This is a genomic window from Pseudomonas libanensis (assembly GCF_001439685.1).
Lineage (GTDB): Bacteria > Pseudomonadota > Gammaproteobacteria > Pseudomonadales > Pseudomonadaceae > Aquipseudomonas > Aquipseudomonas libanensis.
Map to the genome: position 1 here is coordinate 119133 of NZ_JYLH01000002.1, position 24169 is coordinate 143301.

The window sequence follows — 24169 nt, forward strand, 5'->3', positions numbered from 1 at the left end:
CGCTTCGCATCGTGGTCAGTTATCGATCGCCCACCAACGCGGCAACAATTGCCGTACCCGCGCTTCACCGAAACGGTCATCGATCAGCATCACCACGCCGCGGTCCTGCTGGCTGCGGATCACCCTGCCCGAGGCTTGTACGACCTTCTGCAGGCCGGGGTACAAGTAGGTGTAATCGTAGCCGGCGCCGAAGATCGCGCCCATGCGTGCCTTCATTTGCTCGTTGACCGGGTTCAGTTGCGGCAGGCCCAGGGTCGCAATGAAGGCACCGATCAGGCGCGCACCGGGCAAGTCGATGCCTTCGCCAAACGCACCGCCCAGTACCGCAAAACCAATGCCTTGACTGTGCTGGGTGAACTGGTCGAGAAAGGCCTGGCGCTCGGCCTCGGCCATGCCCCGGGATTGCAGCCACAGCGCAATCTGCGGGTGCCGCTCGGCCAACAACTGCGCCACCTGTTGCAGGTAATCGAAGCTGGAAAAGAACGCCAGGTAGTTACCCGGCTGCTCGACAAATTGCCGCGCAATCAGCTCGACAATAGGCGTAAGCGACGCTTGGCGATGCACGAACCGGGTGGAGATGGCATCGACGATACGCACCTGCAATTGCTCGGCCTTGAACGGCGATTCCACATCGACCCAGGCGGTATCCGCCGGCATGCCGAGCAGGTCGGCGTAATAGTGGCGCGGGCTCAAGGTTGCGGAAAACAGCACACTGCTGCGGGCTGCGGTCAATCGAGGCCGGATGAATTCGGCCGGCACCACATTGCGCAGGCACAGGGTTGAGCTGCTGCGCTTGCCGTTGAACTGGCGCTTGCTGATATCGAAGATGAAGTGTTCATTGAACAGCTCCGCCACTTTGGCCCATTGCAGGGCTTCGAAGTAGAAGGCTTGCAGGTCGCCGCTGAGGGCTTCGGGGTGATCGTTGAAATAGTCGCCCATGGCACTGATGCACAGGCTCAGGGCTTGCAGCAGTTTTTCGGGCCGGGTGGCATAGGCCTGGTACGGTGCGACTTGCTCCTTGTGCAGGACGTTCCACTCGCGGTTCAGGCGCTGCAAGGGTTTCTTCAGCGCCTCGGGCGCCGTGTCACGCAGGGTCTTGAGGCTGTATTGGTCAAGGCTGGCGCTGTACATCGAACGGGCGCGCTCCACCAGGTTATGCGCTTCGTCCACCAGCACTGCGACGCGCCACTGGTTCAACTGGGCGAGGCCGAACAACATGGCGCCAAAATCGAAAAAGTAGTTGTAGTCGGCGACCACCAGGTCGCTCCAGCGCGCCATTTCCTGGCTCAGGTAATACGGGCACACCCCATGGGCCAAGGCGACGTCGCGCAGGCTGCGTTGATCGAGCAGGCGCAGCTGGGACGCGGCCTGGCGGGCGGCGGGCAGGCGGTCGTAAAAGCCCTTGGCCAGTGGGCAGGATTCGCCGTGGCAGGCTTTGTCCGGGTGTTCGCACGCCTTGTCCCGGGCCACCAATTCAAGTACCCGCAGCGGCAGATCGGGGCTGCTGGCGTACAGCACCTGGGCAGCGTCCAGGGCAAGCTTGCGTCCGGGGGTCTTGGCGGTGAGGAAGAACAGCTTGTCCAGTTGCTGCGGCGCCAGGGCCTTGAGCATCGGGAAAATCGTACCAACGGTTTTGCCGATGCCGGTGGGCGCCTGAGCCATCAGGCAACGACCGGTACTCACGGCTTTATAGACCGATTCAGCCAAGGCGCGTTGCCCTGGACGAAACTCGGCATGGGGAAACGCCAGGGCTTGGGCGGCGCTGTTACGTGCGGTGCGGTGTTGCATTTCCTGCCGGGCCCAGTCCAGGAACAGCGCGCACTGCTGCTTGAAGAAGTGCTCCAGGTCCGGCGCGTTGAAACGTTGATTCAGCAGGGTCTCGCCTTCGCCGACGATATCGAAGTACACCAGCGCCAGGTCGATGTCGTCGAGGCCGAGTTTCTGGCACATCAGCCAGCCATACACCTTGACCTGGGCCCAGTGCAGTTGCCGATGGTTGGCGGGCTGGGCGGCGAGATCGCCACGGTAGGTCTTGACCTCTTCCAGGCGGTTGGCGTCCGGATCGTAGCCGTCCGCCCTGCCCCGCACTTTGAGCTGCAGGTATTCGCCCTCGAGGGCGACCTCGTTCTGATAGTGCGCGCTACGCCGGGACGCCACCGTGCGGTGGCCGACGATCCCCTCCTGGGCGCTGGGCGACGGCGTAAAACGCAGGTCAAGGTCACCGACCTTGGCGGTGAACTCACACAACGCCCGCACGGCCACGCTGTAGCTCAAGCGCTCTGCTCCGCCCAGCGCACGTAGCAGACCGTGACCGGCATCTGGTACTCGGCGCAGAACGCCAGCCAACGCAATTGGTTGTCTTGCAGGCGGTCGCCGGGGCCCTTGACCTCAATCATGCGATAGGTCTTGTGTGCGGGCCAGAACTGGATCAAGTCCGGCATCCCAGCGCGGTTGGCGCGGATGTCCATCAGCAGGCGCGCGAACCAATGGCGCAGGTGTTCGGCGGGCAGGCAGGCCAGGGCTTGTTCCAGCAGCTCTTCACTGAGCAGGTTCCAGAACACGAACGGCGACTGGATGCCCCATTTGTCCGCGTAGCGTTGGCGGATGGTGGCCTTGTAGCGCTCATCCTCCAGTTGCTCGAAGCACGCAGCAAACAAGGCTTCTCGACGTTGATGGAAGTCCTCGCTGTGCAGGTCCGCCGGCCCGCGCTGGAAGGGGTGGAAAAACGCCCCCGGCAGCGGCGCGAAAATCGCGTCCCAGCACAACAGGCCGAACAGCGAATTGATCAGGCCGTTCTCGACGTAATACACCGGTGCGTCCGGCTCGTTCAGATGCGCCTGCACGCAAAATTCCACCGACATCATCGGCTCCGGCTCCAGTGCCAGGTCCAGGCGCGCAACGGCCTGTGGCTTGGCCTTGGGCACCGCCGGCTCGCCCAGCTTGCGCCGCAAGCGGGGCAGCACCCGTAGCAGGTGCTGGTGTTCAGCGGCACTTTCCGGAGCCTGTTGGGCGGCGATCGCCAGGGTCATGGCCTGCGCGTAATCCTCCTGGCGCTCCAAAACACGGATCAACCGCGCCCGTGCGCCAGGATAGGTGCAGTTTCGGTAGATCTGTTCAGCCAGCGCCAACTCGGCACAGCGCTCGCCATACTGGCCGATCTGGAAGAGCAGTTTGGCGCGGCGTTTTTCCAGCCAGGGATTATCGGTATGCAGCGTGGCGATTTGTGCCAGCACGGCATCCAGTGCCTCACCGGCTTCAAAGGCTTGCTGACATTGGTGCAGGAACAAGAAACCCTGCACGTCTTCACGGGTGCGCAGACCACGGGACTCAGCGCAGAACGGGACTTTCTCATAGGTGTAGATGCCCAGGTCTGCCAGCACGAATTCCGACCAGTCCTGATGCAGATTGCCGAAGAACATCAGGCGCAGGCGATCACACATCTGCATTACCGTGAGGCTATAGAGCACATCGTCTACATCGGGACACCACTGGGCAAAACTGCGTTGTTCGCTGAACTGCGCGGCCAGCGGCTCGAGCCAGGCGGCCTTGTTGGCCTTGGGCTGGTCGATCCATGGCCTGAACGCATTCAGGATTTCGCCCTTTTGCAGCAAGGTGAACAAGGTCGCAAACGACAGCGGGCTTTGGTCGTCAACCCAGCCCAGTTCGCGCAACGGGCCCGCCGCGGCATGGGGGCAACCGATCTCCAGGTAATTGAGCTTGGCGCCGCGAAAATGCACGCCCTTGCGCATCACCATGCGCACCAATAACGCCTGTGACGCCTGGGGCAACCTGTCAAATTGCTGAATGAAATGCTCTTCGTGCGCCTCGAGCAAATCGGCATAGCGCTGCCCCAGCCAAGCCAGCACCTGGCGGAAGTTATGCAAGTAATACAAGGGGTTTTCGAGGGTGTTGACCATGGCACAAGACAATCAAATACTGGTTATGCATACAGAGTGCCGCTGCTAAGCGCTTGTTGCAATCGGTAATAGATAAATGGTCCCTGCAACTTTTTGTAAAAAAGCGATCAGATGAGGGAGTTGATCGCGTAATATTTATCGCCCCCAGCCATGGGTGGCGGGACTTTTCAGGGTTAAGGTAAGGGTATTGAACATGAAGAATTTGGGGCTTCCACTGGTTGCGCTCACTTTTCTGGTATTGGCCGGTTGCTCTACGCAAACCGTGGTGACTTTGCAAAATGGTACGCAGTATTTGACCAAGGACACACCCAACGCCAAGACAGCCGACGGCTTCTATGAGTTCACCGATATTGCCGGCAAGCGCATTCGCATCAAGGCCGATGACGTGGCCACGGTGCGCAAGGAAAACTAATCTTTCCAGGCGAACCGGGATCAAATGTGGGAGGGGCAAGTCGAATCGTCGCACCGCCCCTCCCACAGTTTTGACTGCGTTGCATCTGTTAGCCGATGACAATCCCCTCCCCCGACACACTGCTTACCCCCACCAGCGTCACCGAGTCGGCGCCAAAGCTGATCACCGTGTCTGCGCCCACCACCTTGGTGTGCTCGCGATAATCCGTACTGCCCTGCACATCGGTGAATACCAGCTTGTCGGTTGCTTGATAGCCAATCACCCGATCATTGCCAAACTGCCCGCTGAACAAAAATGTGTTATGCCCGCTGCTGTCGCGCAGGGTGTCATCGCCCTTGCCGCCTTCGATAAAGTCCGCGCCCCGGCCGCCCTTGATCAGGTCGTTGCCGTCGCTGCCGATGATGAAGGTGTCGCCCTTGTGCGTCTCGGCGTTGCGGTTCAGGTCCTGGACCCAGGTGGTGGCCCGTGCCGGGTCGGACAGGTTGGCGACAATCACCGTGGAGTCGCGGGTCATTTGCTCGTAGAAGCCGGAATCGACGATGCGGGTCATGCCGTCGCCGTAACCGGTGGGCAAGTGTGAAACCCAGGTCGGCAGGTTGAGGATGGAAAATGGCAGCACGTTCCACAGTGTTGACGCGTAGTGGTCGTTGAAGCTGACGATATTGTCGGTGCTCGATTCGTGGGGCGTGTCATGCACACCCAGGGACGACAGGTTGAATGACGAGCCATCCAGGGCGCGGAACACCGGGTCGTTTTCATAGCCGACGTTCAGCACCTTGTCGCCGGCGCTCTGGGTGGGTGAAGCGTAGGCCACGTAGTTGGCGTCCTTATAGAACCCCGACCATTTGCCGTCGCTCAAGTCGGCCATGCTATTGACCGCCAGGCCGCCCAGGCTGTGGCCGCTGACCACCACGTCGTTGCCGCTCAGGCCTTGGGCCGTGGCGTAGGCCGCGACGTTGCCGAGCAAGTTGCCAAAGGCTTCGCCCGTGTAGTTTTTCGCATAGTCCTTGGGCCCGAACGCGGCCAGCAGGTCGCTGATCACGTCGCCGATGGCGTCTGTGACCAGGTTTTCCCGAGGTCCCGACGTACCACGAAAGCCGATGCCGACTTCCTGCAATTTGCCAGCAGCATCGTATTTGCCCAGCACCTCGACCTGCGCCGTAGCGTAGGCAGCCTTTTCACCGAAGAAAGTACCCCGGGCATCGACCTTGCCGCTGTAACCCAGGGTATCGGCGCTGATGGGGGTCCAACCGGCTTTTTGTACCGCATCGAGGGCGGCTTTTTCCGCGTCGGGGTTCCAGGGGATACCGGGGATCACCCCTTGGGAATCGCTGCTGCCAATCAGCGCGCCGACCAGTGTGGCCGGCAGGCCAAGGCCGAGACCATTGTTCTGGTAGCCGACGGCAAAGCCGTGATCCAGGTTGTGGTAGGCATACACCGTGATCGCCATGGCATCGGCGAACAGCGCCTTGGAGTCCTCGGTACCGAGGTTTTTATAGTCAAAGATACCCATTGGTAGTGCCTCTCTGTTGTTGGATTTTGTAGAGAAAGCCAAAACACCAGTAGCCCCCTGATGGACACCGCGGGCCCATCAGGGGAGTGACGCCTTTAGAACGCCCAGTCCAGGCTCAAACCGACGCCGTGCACCTTCTCCTTGCCGGCCAGCAGGCCGTTGTAGTCGAAGTTCACACGCGCCTCCTTGCTCAACGCCAGGCTGACCCGTGCCCCGACCAGCGCGGCATCGCGCACCATCGGCGCACTTTCCACGGTGAACGAAGGGCCGCCGGAGGCGAACGCCAGGTGCTGCTCGGAATCGGTGCTGCTCAGGTTGTGCTGCCAGCCCAGGGTGCCGGACACCTCCAGTTGCTGGTGGTCGTTGACGTTGAAGGTCTTCAAGGCACGCACACCCAGGGTGCTCAACACCAGGTCGCGGCTGTCATCGCCACTTTTCAGCGCGGCGGCATCGCCCTTCTCTTTGAAGCTGTCAGTGTCCAGGTGCACGTAGGCCAGATTGGCGAACGGCTCCAGGGCCAGCGGTTGCAGGTTGATGCGATACGCCGCTTCGGTGAACACCTGAGTGCTGTGTGCATCGACCTTGGCCTTTTGCTTGCCGCTGACGTCGCCGTATTGCAGGTCGCGCTTCACATCGGCGCGGTGCCAGCTGTAGGTTGCGCCACCGCTCAGGCGCCAGGCGCCGATTTCATGCCCGGCATAGGCCCCGAAGTGGTAGCTGTCGACCGAGGCACGGCTGTGGGTGTCGCTGCCCATGTTCAGCGACGTGTCGCTGTAGCCCGCCACCAGGCCGATGCGCGTGGCGTCGTCGAGCGCCCCATCCACCCCGGCGAGCATGCCGCCGATGGAGGTGTTATAGCCTGCCGTGTCGCTACGGCTGTCGGTCTTGCCCCAGGCGCCCAGGGCCTTGACCCACACGTTGCCGCGGGTGTCGATGGCTTGGCTGGTGGTGCCCATCTCGCCATTGCGCAGGCGCTCGCCTACCGCTTCGCGAACGTAGCGGCTGTCATTGACCAATGCGGTTTGCAGCGCTGGGTAGACTTCACCACTCAGTTGCTGGAATGCGCCCTGGGCCGAGGCGGCCGTGGGTGCCAGCAGCAAGCTTTCATACACACCATTGCCTGCGCCCAACTGCTCGGCGGCGGCGGCCACGGCGCGCTGGTTCGGCGTAGCGGCGACACTGGCGAAGCTATTGGTGCGCGCCACGTCCAGTTGCACGCCGTTGGCTGCATAGTTCAAGGTGCCACCGACAAACAGGTAATTGGGCAATACCGCACCAAAGCTGCCGGTCACACCGCCTGCCGCTTGCAGGATGTTGTATTGGCGCCCGATCAGGCTTTGGGCCTGGGTCGCGCTCAACAAGGTCGGGCTGTTTTCCAGGGCCAGGGTCACGGTACCGCCGTTAAGCGTGGCGGTACCACCGGCGACGATGCGGTCGCTGCTGGTGGGCGACAGTTCTACCGCGTAGGTCGAGCCCGGCTCAAAGCTGACGTTGCCTGCCACGTTCAAGGTGCCGATGGAGTTGCCCGGTGCCACGGTACCGCCGCTTTTCGCACTCAGCGAACCGATACGTCCCGAACCACCGATCACACCGCTCTGGCTGACGGTAACGTCGGAGGTGATCGAACCGTTGATTGCCAGCAAGCCCTGGTTGACCAGCGTCGGCCCGCTGTAGGTGTTGGCGCCGGTGAGCACCAAGGTACCGATGCCCTGTTTGGTCAGGCCGCCATGGCCCAAGATGTCGTTGCTCCACACATCCAGCCCGCAGTGCACGTCATCGCACAGGCGCTGGGTGGGTTTGCCGGCATCCACCACCGCGCCAACGCCCGGCAGGTCCGCGACGAACTGACCGCTGCCGTAGGCACCGTCGATACGGAATTCGGCTGGAATATCCTCGGCGGTGATAAACATCCCTGGGCCGTTAACCGCCTTGCCCAGGTTGATCATGCCCCAGCCATAGAGGGAGTCGATGCCCGGCGCGCCGAGGTCGGTGGCGGTGGTCTTGAGCACGGTGGATATCTGGTCGCCGCTCATGTATTGGAAGCGTTCCATCAGCACCGCTGCGCTGCCGGCTACGTGAGGCGCGGCCATGGATGTGCCGTTGAAGTTGGCGTAGTCGTTGGTGAGGTTGTCCAGGTTGGTGCCGTTGATGATCGAGCTGTAGATCTTGGTGCCGGGCGCCGATACGCAAAAGCTCGCCGCATAGCCACAGCGCGACGAGAAGGTGCTGATCACGTAGGGGTTGGCACTCGCGGTGTCCGGGTTTTGCTGCAAAGCGGCTACCGACAGCCAGTTCGGGGCAATTTCCGGCACAAAGTATGCCAGACCGGAAATGGCATCCGGGTTGTTACGGTTGTAGTCATTACCCGCGGCGAAGATGGTCAGCACACCGCTGCGGGCCGCATCGATGGCGCCTTGATAAGCCCCCCCTGCGATTGTGCCGAGGATCGGTCGAATGGTGTTGAATTGCGCCTGGGCTTCGTTGACGGTGAAATTGGGAAACGCCGGATCGCGCCCGCCCTTGGCGTACTGATCACCGATGCCGATACCCCAGCTGTTGTTGATGATGCGGGCGCCGCTGGCAACCAACGCATCCCAACCGGCTTTGTACACCGCGCCATCGTTGCCCAGGATAATTCCGTCTTCCGGGCCCGGGTCGCCGTTTTCGGCACTGATGATTTGCGCATTGAACGCCACGCCATGCATCGGCCCGCCATCGCGGTTACCCGCAGCAATCCCGCCGACATGCGTGCCGTGGTTGCCCAGCTTGCCGTTGGAGCCCAGGGACGGAGTGCCATCGTAACGGAATGCATCACCGGCCTTCACCGGGATATACGGGTCGGTGTATTGGCGGATACCCTCGGTGACAATGGTCACCACTTTGTTGGGGCTGGCGAATTCCGGATGTGGGGCGTACACCGGCTGGTCGAAGATCCCCAGCTTGACGCCTTTGCCGGTATAGCCGGCCGCATAGGCGGTGTCGGCGTGCACGGCGCCCAGGCCCCAATCGGCCTTGAACTCATTGCTGCGCCAACTGGCGGCGTCGCCGAGCTTGCCAGCCTCTACGTAGGGAGCGGCCTGGGCGGTTCCCAGGCTGGCCAGGCAACACAGCAGCGCGCCGTATGGCACGCAGCTCAGCGCCTTGAGCGGGTAGCCCGGGCCGGTGTGGATGGCGGTGGTTAACCCTGACTTGCGTTTTTTCACGGTGACCTTCCTTAGTTTTCTTATTGCACGTGTGTAAATCACTTTCTCCAGAACACCGCCGATTCAATGTGGGAGCTGGCTTGCCTGCGATGGCGTCCGGCCAGTCACGCCTCTGCTGGCTGACCCACCGCTATCGCAGGCAAGCCAGCTCCTACATTTTTTGTTCGCGGTGTCTTCAGAACTGCCAGTTCAGGCTCAAGCCCACGCCCTGGGTTTTCTCGCGCCCACCCAATTGGCCGTTGTAATCCAGGTTGACCCGCGTCGACGCATTCAGCGCCAGGCTGGCCTGTACGCCCACCAAGGCCGCATCACGCAGTAACGGCGCACTGCGCACGGCAAATGAAGGCCCGCCCGCGACAAACGCCAGGTGTTCTTCGGACGCAACCGCAGTCAGGCTGTGTTGCCAGCCCAACGAACCGGAGAGCTCCAGTTGCTGGTGGTCATTGAGGGCCAGGGTTTTCAACGCCCGCACGCCGAGGGTGCTGAGCACCGCATCGCGCCGGTCACTGCCACGCTCCAGGGCGGCGGCATCGCCTTTTTCGTGGAATGACTCGCTGTCCAGGTGCACGTAGGCCAGGTTGGCGAACGGTTCCAACGCCAGCGGTTGCAGGTGAATGCGGTACGCCGCTTCGGTGAACAGTTGCGCGGTGGTCGCATCCAACTTGGTTTTTTGCTTGCCGCTGACGTCCCCCAGTTGCAGGTCGCGCTTCACATCGCCGCGATGCCAGCTGTAGGCACCGCCGACACTCAGGCGCCAGTCGCCCAGCTCACGCCCGGCGTACGCGCCGAAGTGGTAGCTGTCGATGGATGCCGATGAGTGCGTGCCACTGCCCATGTTCAACGAACTGTCGCTGTAGCCGGCGACCACACCTACACGGGTCTGCTCATCCAACGCGCCATCCACGCCCGCCAGCAGGCCACCTATAGAGGTGGTGGAGCCCGCCGTTTCACTGCGGCTGTCGCTTTTGCCCCAGGCGCCCAGGGCCTTGAACCACAGGTTGCTTTCACCGCTCACAGGCACATGGCGCAGGCGCTCGCCCACGGCATTGCGCAGTTGCAAGCTGTCGTTGATCAGCATCGCACCAACCGCAGGGTAGATTTCACCGGACAGTTGCTGCAGGCCCTGTTGCGCGATGGCAACCGACTGCGACTGCAGCAGGCTTTCGTACACCGGGTTGCCGGCGCCCAGTTGCTCGGCGGCCGCCGCTACGTTGCGCTGGTTGCGGGTGGCAGCAACGCTGGCAAAACTCGCGTCGTTGCGCCCGACGTTCAGTTGTACAGCGTTGGCGGCATAGTCAAGGGTGCCGCCAAGGAATACATAGTTGGGCAGCACTTGCCCGAACTGGCCCTGGATACCGCCCGCCGCCTCCAGGATCGAGTATTGCCGGCCAATCAAACTTTGCACCTGGCTCTGGCTGAGCAGCGTCGGGCTGTTTTCCATCGCCAGGGTGACGGTGCCGCCGGCCAATACCGCCTTGCCGCCCGCCACAATGCGGTCGCTGCTGGTGGGCGTCAGCTCCACGGCATAGGTGGAGCCCGCGCCGAGGTTCACATCTCCCGCTACCTGCAAGGTGCCCACGGAATTGCCCGGTGCCACGCGGCCGCCGCTGTTGACCGACAGCGCAGCGATGCGCCCGGAGCCGCCGAGGGTACCGCTGTTGTTCACTGTTACCGCCGAAGTCAGCGAGCCATTGACCGCCAGCAGGCCGCCGTTGACGGTGGTCGCGCCGCGATAAGTGCTGTCGCCGCTGAGCACCAGGCTGCCGGCGCCGGATTTGATCAGGCTGCCCTCGTACACGCGGTTGGCGGCGGCCTGGTCGCGGGCGTTGCCGATGGCGTAATCGGTCTGGTCCTGCTGGCTGGCATTGGCGCCCACGCCGTTTTGCCAGCCCTTGTCGATCAAGGTCTGCTGCCAGGCGGTGTGCTCGGCACGGTCCTCGGCCTGGCGCTGGAGCAGGGCCTGGTCGGAGATGCCATTGCTCCATACATCGCCCTGCCCGGCTGCCAGGCTCACATCCATGACCCCGAACAGTTGCCCCGGCCCATGCATCGCCCGGCCCAGGTCCGGCACGCCCCAGCCGACGATAGCGTTGGGCGCCTGGGTGATCGAGCCGTCGAGCTGCGTGGCGGTGGTCAACAGCACCTGCAGCGCCTGCTCATTGGTCATATAGGGATAGCGTTCCATCACCAGCGCCAACGCCCCGGTGGCATGGGGCGCCGACATCGAGGTGCCGGACTTGACCCCATAACCGCCGTCGGGAATGGTGCTGTTGATCAGCGCGCCGGGAGTGGAAATGCACCAGTACTTGGCAATGCCGCACTTGTTGTACTTCTGGTTATTGGCCTTATCCAGCCCCGACACCGCCAGCCAGTGGCCTTCCAGTCCGGGTTGGAAATACGGCAAGGCCGAGCGCACGCTGGCATTCGCATAACCGCTGTTGCCGGCGCTGAATACATTGATCACGCCGGCCTTGGCCACATCCGCCGCGGCGTCCAGCCAGGTGCCCTGGTTGTAGTGCTGGGCGTAGGCCTTGTGCAGGTCATCCAGGGTCTGGTAGCTGACGTCCTTGGGCTGGCTGCCCCAGCTGTTGTTGATAGCGCGCACGCCAGAATCCACCAGGGCGGTATACACCGTCTTGAAATACTTGGGGTCCGGGGTCGGGCCGAACAGGAAGCTGTCGTTGGCGTTGGTGTTACCCACATAGACTTGGGCGTTGTAGGCCACGCCATGCATGCCCACGCCGTCGCGGGCGGCGCCCATGGTGCCGGTGACGTGGGTGCCGTGGGAGTCGTTGTTGGGGTTGAGCGCGCCCGTGGTGCTGAAGGCGCTGCCGTCGACATAGGTGCCGGTGGCAGTCACCCCATGGAAGCGGTCCTTGGCGGCTTCGGGGTGGTTGGGGTCGAAACCCGAGTCCAGCGCGCCGATTTTCACACCTTTGCCGCTGATCCCGGCAGCGTAGGCTTCATCGGCCTTCATCCGCCCCAGGCCCCAGTCGCTCTGGTACTCGGCCGAACGCCAGCTGGCCGGGTTACCCGGTTGGCCGGTCTCGGCGTATTGCGCCTGTGCCGCAACGGACAGCAGCAGCAAGGAGCCTGCGGTGAAAGGTTTGAAACGCGGTGAATCAGTGATCATTTAAACCATCCTTATTTGTTGTTATGGATGCTCATTTCACAGGGCCGAAGGCCTCGTCCACCTTGGCCAGGTCGGTGTCGCGCAAGTTGCCCGCGTAGTAGTGCAATTTGGTCCAGGCCATCAGGTAGTCATACCGCGCCTGGGCCAGGTCGCGGCGGGTGCTGTACAGCTGCTGCTCGGCATTCAACGCATCGAGGTTGACCCGTTCGCCGCCGAGGATGCTCTGCTTGGTCGACACCACCAGGGCCTCGGCCGAGACCAAGGCTTTCTGGTAAGCGCGCAGCTTGCTCACCCCCGACAGGCAGGCACTGAACTGACGCCGCAATTCGATCAGGGTCTCGCGGGTCTTGCCTTCCAGCTCGTACTCGGCCTGCTCCATGGCGCGGCTGGCCTGGCGCGTGGAGGCTGAGATGCCGCCCCCGGCATACAGCGGCATGCTCACTTCGACGCCGATGGTGTTGGTGTCGTAGCGCTGGTTGTAGGTATTGCCGCTGTCGGATTCCTGTTTGCGCGAAGTGGCATAGGCGGTGATTCTCGGCAAATGCCCGGCGCGGTTGCGTTCTACCTCATAACGCGCCACTTCCAGGGATTGGCGCTGGGAGGCCAGCACCGGGTTGTTGGTGAGCGCCAGTTCATGCCAGGTGTCGTAGTTGGCCGGGGCCAGGGTGAAGGCGGCAAAGCTCTGGTTCAGCGGCGCCAGGTCGTCGATGTTGACGCTTTGCACGCCAATCAACGCGCCCAATTCCCGCAGCGAGGCGTCCTGCTCATCCAGGGCCTGGATCTCTTCGGCGGTGGCCAGTTCGTAGCGCGATTCGGCTTCCAGGATGTCAGTGCGCGTGCCCTCGCCCGCCTTGAACAAGTGCTGGTTCTGCTGGAATTGCTGCTCGAAGGCTTTTTTCTTGGCGCGGGCGATGTCGATCTGGTCCTGGGCAAACAGTGCCTGGGTGTAATAGCTCAGCACCCGCACCAGCAACGCCTGGCTTTTGTCACGAAAGCTTTCGTCGGCGAACAGCGCCTGGGCCACGCCCTTGCGGTAGTTGGCATAGGCTTCGTAGTCGAACAGCGGTTGTTGCAGGCTGAAGGTGGAGCCATAGCTGTTGTAGTTGCGATCATCGCGATAGCTGCCACCGCGCCCATCGGGCAGGTGCGCCTCGGAATTGTTGCGGCCCTTGTTGTAGTTGTACGACAGCCTCGGCAGCAGCCCGGCGCGGCCGATGGTGCGGTTTTCCAGGCCGGCATCGCGCTCCTTGATCGCGCCGAGGAATACCGGGTCGTTGCGCAGGGCCTGCTCGTACACATCGAACGGGCCCATGGCGGCTTGGGCACTGCCGCACACCAGCACCAGCGAAATGAACACTGACTTCATGCTCATTCCTCAGTCAACGCTGAGCCGGCGCGATCCAGCAGCGGCTTGAACAGGTAGTTGAGCAATGACCGCTCGCCGGTGCGCACGAACATCTCGGCGGGCATGCCGGGCTTGATCACCAAGCCATGGAGTTTTTCCATCGCCGCTTCGCTGACGCTGGTGCGCAGCACGTAATACGGTGCACCGGTTTTTTCATCGAGCATCTGGTCGGCGGAGATCAGGCTGACCTCTCCCGGCACCCGGGGCGTGCGGCTCTGGTTGAAGGCGGTGAAGAGGATGTCGACCGGCAAATGGGGACCCACCTTGTCCACCAGGTGCACCGGCAGATGCCCTTCCACTTCCAGGCGCGTGCCTTGGGGCACGATCTCCAGCAGGGTTTCACCGGCGCGCACCACGGCGCCTTCGGTGTGCACGCTGAGGTTGACCGCGATGCCATCGGCCGGCGCGTTGATCTCGCTGTGTTGCAGGTTGAAACCGGCGGACGTCAGTTGCTGTTCAAGGGTCAGGCTGCGCAGTTGTGCATCGGCCAATTGGCTGCGCACTTCCTTTTGATATTCCTCGCTGTGCTGCTGCAACTTGAGGCGCGATTCGAGGATGCCCTGTTCGATGCGCCCGCTTTCCCCGGCGTTCTGCGCCAGGTCTTGTTGCACCTGGGACAACTGGCGCTGGTATTCCATCAGGCGGTTGCGCGGGATATAACCGTTGTCGGCCAAGGGTTGCAGGTTGCCGAGCTGATCGCGCAGGGATTGGGCCTGGGCGGTCAGGTCACTGCGGGCACGGCGCATGCCGCCCAACTGTGAGGTGGCGCCTTCGATGCTCGCACGAATCCCGGCTTGTTCACGGGCGAAGGCGTCGCGGCGGCTGCTGAACAGTTGGCGCTGGCCTTCCAATACCAACGCCAGGGCCGGGTCGGGGTTGGCGCTCAGCTCAGCGGGAAAGGTGACACTGGCAAGATTGTCACGCTCGCTCTGCCAACGCGCCACGCTGGCCCAGGCCATGCGGTACTGGGCTTGCAGGGATTGTACGTCGGCCTGGTTTTGGGTCTGGTCGAGACGAAACAGCGGCTGGCCTTGCTTGACCAGTTCGCCCTCCTTCACCAGGATCCGGCTGACTACGCCGGGGCTGAAGGTTTGCACGGCCTTGCGCTTACCGGACACCACCACGGTGCCTTGGACAGGAATGCCTTGGTCCAACGGCGCGAGGCTGGCCCAGAGGAAAAACCCACCGGCACCGACAATGGTCAGCAGCCAGCCCATCTTTACGAAGAAGCCAGCGTCGTGTTCTTTAAAGCGAGGTTCAACGGTCATGCTGCTCATGCGCCTGGATTCCTTCCGGCCTGGTACTGACGACTGAAACTGACACCGGGTTTTTCTTTCGGCGCTTCCTGCTGCCCGGACAATGCGCGCAACACTTCCTGGCTCGGCCCGAACGCTTGCAGATGGCCTTCGCCGAGCACCAGCAGCTTGTCGGCCTGGGCCAGCGCCGAGGAGCGGTGGGTTACCAGTACCACGCTGCTGCCCTGGGCTTTCATCTGCACGATGGCGCTGGCCAGCGCAGCTTCGCCGACGGTGTCGAGGTTGGAGTTGGGCTCATCCAGCACGATCAGGCGTGGGCTGCCGTACAGGGCGCGGGCCAGGGCTACCCGTTGTTTCTGGCCACCGGACAGGCCGCCGCCGTTGTCGCCCAGCACGGTGTCATAGCCTTGGGGCAGGCGCAGGATCAGTTCATGTACACCGGCCTGTTGTGCGGCCTTGACCACCCGTTCCGGGTCGGCCTCGCGAAAGCGCGCGATGTTGTCGGCGATGCTGCCGCTGAACAGCTCAATGTCCTGGGGCAAATAACCGATATGCGGGCCGAGGTCGTCGCGGTCCCAACGATGGATATCCGCGCCGTCCAGGCGCACGGTGCCGGCCAGGGTCGGCCAGACGCCCACCAGCACCCGAGCCAGGGTGGACTTGCCGGAGCCCGACGCGCCCAGCACCCCGAGCACTTCCCCGGCCGCCAGGTTGAAGCTGACCTGATGCAAAGTCGCCATGCGTCGCCCCGGCGGGCCGGCGCTGACCTGCTCGAAACTGACCTGGCCCTTGGGTGCCGGCAAGGCCATCTGCTCGACTTCCGGGGGGAATTCGCGCAGCAGTTCGTCGAGGCGCTGGTAGGCCAGCTTGGCCGAGCTCCATTGCTTCCATACGGCAATCAGCTGGTCGATGGGGCTGAGTACGCGGCCCATCAGGATGGAGCCTGCGATCATCATGCCGGCCGTCATTTCACCCCTGATCACCAGGAAGGCGCCGAGGCCCAATACCAGGGATTGCAGGCACAGGCGCAGGGATTTGCTCAGGGAGGTGATCACCGAACCGGTATCGCTGGCCTTGTTCTGGAAACCGAGGAATTGCGCGTGCACCGCGAACCAACGCTGGCGCAAAGCGCCAAGCATGCCCATGGCCTGGATTGTCTCGGCGTTGTGCAAATGGCTGGTAGCCAACTGAGTCGACTGCTGGGAAAAGATACTCGCCTCGCCCAACGGCTTTTTCGTCAGGTATTCATTCAGGCATGCCAGCCCGATCAACAGCACCGCACCGGCCGTGGCCAGCACGCCGAGCCACACATTGAAGAGGAAAATCACGAACAGGTAGATCGGGAACCACGGCGCATCGAAAAACGCGAACAGCGCAGGCCCGGTGATGAATTGGCGGATAGCGGTCAGGTCGCCCAGGGACTGCCCGGCGTGCCCCTGGCCGCGCTGCAGGTTGCGTTCGAACGCGGCCTTGTAGACGCGCAAATTGAAACGCCGCTCCAACTGGCTGCCAATACGGATCACGACAAAACTGCGCACCACTTCCAGCAGGCCGATAAACGCAAAGAAGCCCACGACCATCAGCGTCAACATCACCAGCGTGGTTTCATTCTGGGAGGACAATACACGGTCATACACCTGCAGCATGTAAATCGACGGCACCAGCATCAGCAGGTTAATCAGCGCCGTAAAGCAACCGATGCTGATCAAAATACTCTTGTATTCACCCAACGCCCTGAATAAGGGCGCAACCCCATGGGACTTCGCCATATTATTTGATCTTCCTTGGAGCGAATGACGCGCAATAATCACCCTTGCCCGAAACAGGGCTCGGCCAACTATTAAATCGAGTTATATGCTTATAACTTGAACTAAGGTATTCGTTTCAGTTCGACAACTTCCCCGGCTTTAGTACGGGCTTGATATTCACCCTCTTTCTGGCGATTCAAGTGCGTAATTCCTGAACCCTCAGCGTTAAACAGCCAAATACCATCCGGTGTGGGCGACCAGGTCAGTGGCTTGTCGCCCAGCCATTGCGCGGCACACGCGATATCGCCATCCAGGGAATTGGCCTGCTCGAGCAACTCCAGGGCACACACCTTATTCTGCTGCTTCAACTCCCAATGCCCGGCCAATTGCGCGGTGGTGGGTAAAACCAGACTGCTCGCCATTGCATGGGCTCCTGCCGACACGAACAACACCTGCGACACACAGGCGATCAAATGGGAAAAACGCGGCATTTCAAGCTCCATCATAGAGCGCGGCGCCGAAGCACCGCGCGCTTCACATCACGCCACGATGTCGCTGACCGCTGCCTGGCCTACGGTGGTGACGAGGAAATCCGCCACGCCGTGCCCGGAGAAGTCCACGGCCAACGTACCCAGGTTGGTGCCTGAGGCGTAGGACAGAACAGCATCGCCGGCATGCCCGGTGAATGCATTGACGAAGGTCACGCCCGCACCCTTGGTGATACCGGACAGGTCGATCTTGTCCGAACCCGAGGTGAAGTCGAAGAGCTTGTCCGCCGCCCCTGGACGGGAATCGGAACTGGCACCGTACACAAACGTGTCGCTGCCGGCCCCGCCCCACAGTTGGTCCGCACCGCCGCCACCGTAGATGAGGTCGCTGCCGGCCCCGCCCTTAATCAGGTTAGCGGCTTGGTTACCAATGATCAGATCGTTGCCCGCGCCACCAAAGGCGTTCTCGACGGTCACACCCTTGGCGATGGACACGTTGCCCACCAGGCCGCCAACGTCGGAGAACGAGGTGGCATTGAGGTTGATCTTCTGGTTCTGGGTGAAACCGGAGAAGTCCAGGGTGTCATTGCCACCACCGTCCCAGACCGAGAACACCAGCTTGTCGGCATTGGATGTGGCGCTGAGGAAATCACGCCCGGTGTTGGAGTTGAACCCGTAGGTGGTGTCACCGGCACGGGTGTTGAGGTTGGCACCGTAGAGCTTCTGGATCGCGGCGATGTCGTCGATCAGCGGGCCGGAAGCGTAAGCCTCGACGCCGCCTTTGCTGAAGTTCTGGTTGGTGTTGCTCTCGCTCCAGTAACTCATGAGGCTGTAGCCGCGCGTGTCCTGTCCATAGGTCGCGTCGTTGTAGGTAGGGTTGCCATTCCCGGCGTTGTAGTCGCCAGGGTGAGCCAGGCCCAGGGTGTGGCCGATTTCATGGGTGAGGGTCTGCCGGCCATAGTTGTTCAGGTCCGGGGTCTTGTTCGGCGTGTAGCTGTTGTTGGTCAGGTACCACGAGGTGCCGTCGTAGCCTGCACCAGTGCCGGGCAGGTAGGCGAACGCCGCCGCGCCGTCCTGGCCGCTGCTGTAGTTGCCGAAGGTCATGTGACCATCACCACCGCTGGCTTTCTCGGTGAAGGTGACGTTGGCCACGTCCGACCAGGATTGCATGGCCAGTGCGGCCTGTGCTTTCTGCTGGGCGTTGAATTGGCTGAACCCGGAGATGCCATGTTTGTTCATGGTGCTCGAGGATGCCGAGGTGAGGAAGGTGTAGGTCAGATCGATCTTGCCGTTGCCATCAAAGTCCCGGTACGCGGCGCCATCCCGCAGCAGCTGGGTGGCTGCCTGGTCGACGGTGTAGGACGGCTTGCCATTGACCGTAAGGTTGCCGCCACGGTCATACAAATGGCTGAAGCTATCGATTTGCGAGTAAGCAGTGCTGGCTTGCGCGGCAGATACAATAGCCTTGTCTTTTACTTTTGACATAAACGTACTTCCTTGTTTGCAAGTGCATCAGTCTTTGTTCGATAGGAACCTCGCGGGCGAGGATAGTCCTATCACTCACCTCTTTTGAAGGCGTAAGAAAACTGACACAACTTGAAATCTTTCGTCTACCACTATTTCCACGGCTAAAGTGTGACGCAGGTTCAACTTGAGTAAGTCGCACGTAGTGTTTACTGGGAACCCTCGCTTTTTATCGGCCCCGTACGGAGCCGTTATATTTAAATATTAAATAGCAGTAATGCCGCTCTAGCTGGGCGGCACACTTGAGTAATGGATCCAATATATTGTCACGGTGTCAATGACGACATTAAAGAGCCATCATTCGCACTGTTAAAGTGCGTTGCCCCCTATTGCCGGGGCATACTCCAACCACACTTATGCAATGCTTCCAAGAGCGTCTCGGTGTCAAGCCCTGGCACCTTGACCCCCTCTTGTGTGGTCATGTCTTCACCCGCAAGGATCGCGTTAATGATCGCTTCTTCCACTGCCTCGGCCGCAGCGCTGAACAGCGGCGAAATATGATCGTTATTGACCATGTGCAGCGCCGTTTGCAGTGGCAGGTCTTTACGCCCGTAATCTGCCGGCGGCAAATCCTGGTTACCGGTGGCAAAGGCTAAAAACAGGTCGCCACTGGAATCCTCGGTGCCACCCCCGGTGCGCGCGATGCCAATGGATGCACGCTGTGCCAGGCGTTGGCATTGGTTGGGCAGCAAGGGTGCGTCCGTGGCGATAATCACCACGATAGACCCCATGCCGGGCGTACCCCGCTCAGCGAAAGGCGACGCAATGTCCATCAAGTGGCGCCCCACTGGATAACCATCGACCCGCAGCTCCTGGCGCTTGCCATGGTTGGCCTGCACCAGTACGCCGACGGTCCAGCCGCCCTGCTCCGCCGGCAAACGCCGTGAAGCCGTGCCGATACCACCCTTGAACTCATGACAGATCATGCCGGTGCCGCCGCCCACCGCGCCCTCCTGCACCGGGCCGCCTTCAGCGTTTTCCAGGGCCTGGCGTACATGCTCAGGTTGCACATGCTGGCCCCAGATATCGTTGAGCAAGCCGTCGTAGGTTTCCATGACCACCGGCATGCACCAGTACACCGCAGGGTCCGCCAGGCGCTCGCGCTCCAGGGCGATCAAGGTGTCACGCACAATCCCGATGCTGTGGGTGTTGGTGATGGCCATTGCCGTGGTCAACAGCCCCGCCTCGCTGATCCACTCAAGGCCGGTGGCGTCGCCGTTGCCATTGAGCACGTGGTAACCGGCGAAACAAGGTTGGTGCCGCGCCTCCCCGGCACGCGGCTGGATCAACGTGACCCCGGTTCGCACCTGCTTGCCGTCGATATCTGCCTTGAGCGTGGTGTGACCCACGCGAACCCCGGGAACATCGGTGATGGCATTCAATTCGCCGGGCGTGCCCAGCCCCAACGTGATGCCCAATTGACGTGCACGCATACCCACTCCTTACAGTTTCTGAAACGCCGGGCTCAACCGGCCGCTGATGCAATACAGAATCACCGACAGGGCCAGCAAGCCGATGATGATCATGATGTCGCGCACCGATGCCTCCAGGATCAAGGTCACCAGCAGGTAACCCGCGCCGAGCACCGCCAGCAAGGCCGGCAGTGGCCACAACGGCATGCGATAGGGATGCTCGCGATCACGCAGCAGTACCCGGCTCATCAGCGCACACAGCGCCACCACCAGGTACACCAGCATGATCAGCAAGACGCTGAACGAGGTCAGGTCAGCCAGGTTCGAGCTGAAACTCAACAGCGCCGAAGGAATCGCCAGGAACAGCGTCGCCAGCCACGGCGAATCCCAGCGCGGGTGAATGCGTGTGAACAGCTTGTTGATGCTCGGCGTCCACAACGCATCGCGACCGCTGCTGAATACCACCCGGCCAATCTGGATGACGATGGCGACAATGGCGTTGAACACCGACAGGAAGATCCCGGCGCTGACCAGTCGCGACAGGGTTTCATTGCCATGGCTGGTCAACAGGTAACCGATGGGATCGGGGCTGCTGATCATCGCGCTCAGGGACGGCGCGCCAATCAACAATGCCGTGATCGGCACCAGCTCGATCACCACCACCAGGCCCAGGGACCACAACACCGCCTTGTGTACGCCCTTGCCGCCGCATTTCATGTCTTCGGCCAGCAACACCGCCGGGCCGTAACCATTGAACGAGAACAGGCCGATGCCAACCGCACCGATCACCAGGGCCCAGGGCGCCAGATGCAACACGCCGTTTTCGACGATCTGCGGCTGGAACAACACACTGGCCGGCTGTACCGGGTTGCCGAAGCCGATTACCACGATCACCAGCAAGGCCGCCACTTCCAGCAGCAGGCACGTGCCGGTGATCCAGGCATTGAGCTTTATATTGAGAATACCCAGGGCGTAGCTGGATACCACGATCACCAGGGCGACGGTCTGTGAATCGAAGTTTGTGCCCAGGGCGTTATTCAGGTAGGTGGCCGCCCCCGTTGCCAGCACCGGCGGGATAAACAGCAACATCACCAGCACAGTCAGGAACGTCGCGTAGCCGGCCATGCCGCCAAACACCCGCTTGGCATACACATATTCGCCACCGGCGCTGTTATGGGCGCGGCCCAGTTCCGCGTAACAGAAGGCGAACATCAGCGCGAGCAACGCGGCCATCACAAAAGCGAGGAACACACCGCTCCCCGCCTGCTGGATAGCGAATGGTGCGATCACAAATACGGAACTGGCCGGCGTTACCGCGGAAACGGTAATGGCCACTACGTCAAAGACGCTCAGGGTGGGCTTGAGCACGCCATCGGGCGCGGGAGTAGCGCTCATATCGTTATCCTCTGTCGTTGTTTTTGGTGTGAGGCAGAAACGAAAAATGATGTTTTTACGGGATATGCTTCCCGTTGGATGACTGCGACGTTATCGGCCCTGGATCTATCAGCCAATTCCCCTATTGGCGTACTCCCCTTGACGATGCCCGATAAAAGCCGAACCCTTGGCGGATATTTCGATGATGGAGCCAGGTACATGCATCTGTTCAGGGAAATCGGCATGCATGCGGGGTTGGGTCGCACCCTGTCACAGATCGGCACCGAGCGGTTCTGGAAACAGCTGGTGCTGTTACTGCACCAATGCCTGCCCTTCGATAACGCCCTGGCGATTTTCTACCCGCTGGATGGCCCGCCCCAGGCCCTGGAGGAATACGACGCCCAACCCAGCAGTAAACCGGCTTCGATGCTGGTGTACCTCAATGGCTTGTACCTGCTCGATCCGTTTTATCAAGCGTGTCGCGAGCACTATGCCAGCGGCGTTTACCGCCTGGAGGAAGTGGCGCCGGACCATTTCCGCCAGAGTGAGTACTTCCTCAACTATTTCCACGACAACGTGCTGGAAGACGAGGTGCAATTTATCCTGCAATTGCCCGGCACGGGCACGCTCTCGCTGTCACTGGGTATGCAGCGGCGCTTCAGTTTCGAAGAAACCGGGCTGTTGACCACGCTGGCGGCCTGGGTGCTGCCGCTGATGCAGCAGCACTGGCAACAAAGCACTCAGCGGGCTCCGGCGATGGACAGCCAGATCCGAGACGCATTGAGCCACTTTGGCAGTGGTGTGCTCTCGGACCGCGAACTGGAAATCGCCCGCCTGGTATTGCGCGGCTTTTCTTCCAAGGCCATGGCCGAACGCCTCAAGATCTCGCCGGACACGGTGAAAGTGCATCGTAGGCATTTGTACGCCAAGCTGGACATCTCGTCCCAGCCCGAGTTGTTTTCACTGTTTATCCAATCATTGGGGCACGACCTGGATAATCCGTAGATTTAATCCGAATGAAAGAAATTAATATGCTCCGGTAAGAGATTGACACCGTCAACGCGCACAGAAAAGTTCGGGCCTTCAGGGGTGACTTTGATATTCAAGGTGCTCACGCCAAACTCATGGCTCAACTGCACATCACCGACGTCCACGGGTGGGCCTGGTTGAATGTTAATGGCCGATATATTGTGGTCTTTTAGTACCAATGACACATCGATCTCATCTTCCTTGGGATTGAAGTTCAAGATCGTGTCCGGATCATCGCTGAGGGAGTCGGTACTTTGCTCATATTTGAATGTATTTTCACCTTGCCGGCCCACCAACTGGTCGGCGCCACCGCCGCCGATAAGCACTGAGGGCTCGCCACGCTGGGCTTCCAGGCGTTCGCGCTGGTCTGTGCCGCGCAAGACGGGATGGCTGTTTTCTGGCTGGGTCCACGTGCCACCTGTTGGAAGGCTTTGTATGGAGGACATTTTAATCACCTTTTAGATAATGCGTTTATGTGAAAGTGTTACGTGCATCGGACCAAAATCTCTCACATTGTAAACAACACTTTCCATGGGTAATATTTGACATCAAATGTCTTAAATATGACGTCATTATCTATTCAAGCGCTTTCGACGGTTAAGCCTGCCGAAGGATATGTAAAAGACTGACTTACAGGGTAAGCCAGCCCATTTAATCAGCGTCCTGTGCGAACGGTATTCCACACTCGCGTGCGAATCCGATCAATGTTCAACGGCATGGCCTCCAACGCGAACAACTTGTCCATCATATCCGGGCTCGGATACACCTTGGTGTCCGCCTTGATCGCCGGATCCACCAGACTATCGGCCGCCGCGTTGCCGTTGGCGTAGTGCACGTAGTTGGTAACGCTGGCCATCACTTCCGGGCGCAGCAGGTAGTTCATGAAGGCATAGCCGGCTTTTTCATCGGGCGCGTCGGCGGGCATGGCGACCATATCGAACCAGATGGCTGCGCCTTCCTTGGGAATGTTGTAGCCGATGTTCACGCCGTTCTTGGCTTCCTTGGCGCGGCTTTCGGCCTGCAGGATGTCGCCGGAAAAGCCGACAGCCACGCAGATATCGCCATTGGCCAGGTCAGCGGTGTATTTCGAGGAGTGGAAATACGCCACGTAAGGCCGCACTTTCATCAGCAGGTCTTCGGCCTTTTTGTAGTCCTCGGGCTTTTTGCTGTGGTGCGGCAAGCCCAGGTAGTTCAGCGCTGCCGGCAACAGCTCCGGGCCATTGTCGAGGATGGCCACGCCACATTTTTGCAGCTTGGCCATGTTTTCCGGCTTGAAGATCAGGTCCCAGGAATCCACCGGCGCGTTATCGCCCAATACGGCCTTGACCTTGTCGATGTTGTAGCCGATGCCGGTGCTGCCCCACAGGTACGGGAAGCCGTGTTCGTTGCCCGGGTCGTTGTTTTCCACGGCCTTGAGCAGCACCGGGTTGAGGTTCTTCCAGTTCGGCAACTGGCGCTTATCGAGTTTTTTCAGGGCGCCGCCCTGGATTTGACGGGCCATGAAATGGTTGGACGGAAACACCACGTCGTAGCCGGACTTGCCGGTCATCAACTTGCCGTCGAGGGTTTCGTTGCTGTCGTACAGGTCGTAGGTGAAACCGATGCCGGTGTCTTTCTGGAAGTTCCTGGTGGTGTCCGGCGCAATGTAGTCCGACCAGTTGTAGATCTTCACGGTCTCGGCGGCCTGGCTGATGGAGGCCAGCAACATCAAGGGCAACAGGGCAATAGCTTTCATGGTTCGATTCCTGGCGGTTT

General features: G+C 61.0%; 16 protein-coding genes. 2 read left to right on the top strand and 14 right to left on the bottom strand.

Annotated features, from left to right (window positions below; all coding sequences use genetic code 11):
* Positions 1 to 15 precede the first annotated feature (15 nt).
* Both TU73_RS03245 and TU73_RS03250 read right to left on the bottom strand, forming a co-directional pair.
* Positions 16 to 2274: an ATP-dependent DNA helicase gene (locus TU73_RS03245; protein ID WP_057010954.1), complete on the bottom strand. Its 2259-nt coding sequence runs from the start codon at positions 2272 to 2274 to the stop codon at positions 16 to 18.
* Complete coding sequence (locus TU73_RS03250; protein ID WP_057010955.1) at positions 2271 to 3917, bottom strand: VRR-NUC domain-containing protein; 1647 nt, start codon at positions 3915 to 3917, stop codon at positions 2271 to 2273. Before TU73_RS03250 ends, TU73_RS03245 begins: the two co-directional genes overlap by 4 nt.
* Positions 3918 to 4104: 187 nt before the next feature.
* On the opposite strand from TU73_RS03250, the gene TU73_RS03255 reads away from it, so the two are divergent.
* Positions 4105 to 4329: a YgdI/YgdR family lipoprotein gene (locus TU73_RS03255; protein ID WP_005788446.1), complete on the top strand. Its 225-nt coding sequence runs from the start codon at positions 4105 to 4107 to the stop codon at positions 4327 to 4329.
* Between the two features lie 88 nt (positions 4330 to 4417).
* Here TU73_RS03255 and TU73_RS03260 read toward each other — a convergent pair whose 3' ends face one another.
* The 10 genes from TU73_RS03260 to TU73_RS03305 form a co-directional block, all read right to left on the bottom strand.
* Entirely contained in the window at positions 4418 to 5842 is a 1425-nt protein-coding gene (locus tag TU73_RS03260; protein WP_057010956.1) for a polyurethane esterase, read from the bottom strand.
* 95 nt (positions 5843 to 5937) lie between these two features.
* The gene (locus TU73_RS03265) at positions 5938 to 9045 is read right to left on the bottom strand and encodes an autotransporter serine protease (protein WP_057010957.1); all 3108 of its coding nucleotides are present in this window, start codon (positions 9043 to 9045) and stop codon (positions 5938 to 5940) included.
* Positions 9046 to 9220: 175 nt separating this feature from the next.
* Complete coding sequence (gene eprS / locus TU73_RS03270) at positions 9221 to 12178, bottom strand: autotransporter serine peptidase EprS (protein ID WP_057010958.1); 2958 nt, start codon at positions 12176 to 12178, stop codon at positions 9221 to 9223.
* Positions 12179 to 12209: 31 nt separating this feature from the next.
* On the bottom strand, positions 12210 to 13544 hold the full coding sequence (locus TU73_RS03275) for a TolC family outer membrane protein (RefSeq protein WP_057010959.1): 1335 nt from the start codon (positions 13542 to 13544) through the stop codon (positions 12210 to 12212).
* 2 nt (positions 13545 to 13546) lie between these two features.
* A complete protein-coding gene (locus TU73_RS03280) occupies positions 13547 to 14860 on the bottom strand; it encodes an HlyD family type I secretion periplasmic adaptor subunit (RefSeq protein WP_057010960.1) in 1314 nt (437 codons plus the stop codon).
* Positions 14857 to 16608, bottom strand: coding sequence for a type I secretion system permease/ATPase (locus tag TU73_RS03285; protein WP_057010961.1), 1752 nt, complete (start codon positions 16606 to 16608; stop codon positions 14857 to 14859). The genes TU73_RS03280 and TU73_RS03285 overlap by 4 nt, the downstream gene beginning before the upstream one ends.
* Positions 16609 to 16709: 101 nt before the next feature.
* Positions 16710 to 17078, bottom strand: coding sequence for a protease inhibitor Inh/omp19 family protein (locus tag TU73_RS03290; protein WP_057010962.1), 369 nt, complete (start codon positions 17076 to 17078; stop codon positions 16710 to 16712).
* Between the two features lie 48 nt (positions 17079 to 17126).
* Positions 17127 to 18560, bottom strand: coding sequence for a serralysin family metalloprotease (locus TU73_RS03295; RefSeq protein ID WP_057010963.1), 1434 nt, complete (start codon positions 18558 to 18560; stop codon positions 17127 to 17129).
* A gap of 365 nt (positions 18561 to 18925) precedes the next feature.
* Positions 18926 to 20032: a DmpA family aminopeptidase gene (locus TU73_RS03300; RefSeq protein WP_057010964.1), complete on the bottom strand. Its 1107-nt coding sequence runs from the start codon at positions 20030 to 20032 to the stop codon at positions 18926 to 18928.
* Positions 20033 to 20041: 9 nt separating this feature from the next.
* Positions 20042 to 21406, bottom strand: coding sequence for an APC family permease (locus TU73_RS03305; protein WP_057010965.1), 1365 nt, complete (start codon positions 21404 to 21406; stop codon positions 20042 to 20044).
* 198 nt (positions 21407 to 21604) lie between these two features.
* On the opposite strand from TU73_RS03305, the gene TU73_RS03310 reads away from it, so the two are divergent.
* Positions 21605 to 22390: a helix-turn-helix transcriptional regulator gene (locus TU73_RS03310; protein ID WP_057010966.1), complete on the top strand. Its 786-nt coding sequence runs from the start codon at positions 21605 to 21607 to the stop codon at positions 22388 to 22390.
* A gap of 2 nt (positions 22391 to 22392) precedes the next feature.
* Here TU73_RS03310 and TU73_RS03315 read toward each other — a convergent pair whose 3' ends face one another.
* Both TU73_RS03315 and TU73_RS03320 read right to left on the bottom strand, forming a co-directional pair.
* Complete coding sequence (locus tag TU73_RS03315; protein ID WP_057010967.1) at positions 22393 to 22860, bottom strand: M10 family metallopeptidase C-terminal domain-containing protein; 468 nt, start codon at positions 22858 to 22860, stop codon at positions 22393 to 22395.
* A gap of 209 nt (positions 22861 to 23069) precedes the next feature.
* Positions 23070 to 24149, bottom strand: a complete 1080-nt coding sequence (locus tag TU73_RS03320) for a polyamine ABC transporter substrate-binding protein (protein WP_057010968.1) — start codon at positions 24147 to 24149, stop codon at positions 23070 to 23072.
* Positions 24150 to 24169: the final 20 nt, after the last annotated feature.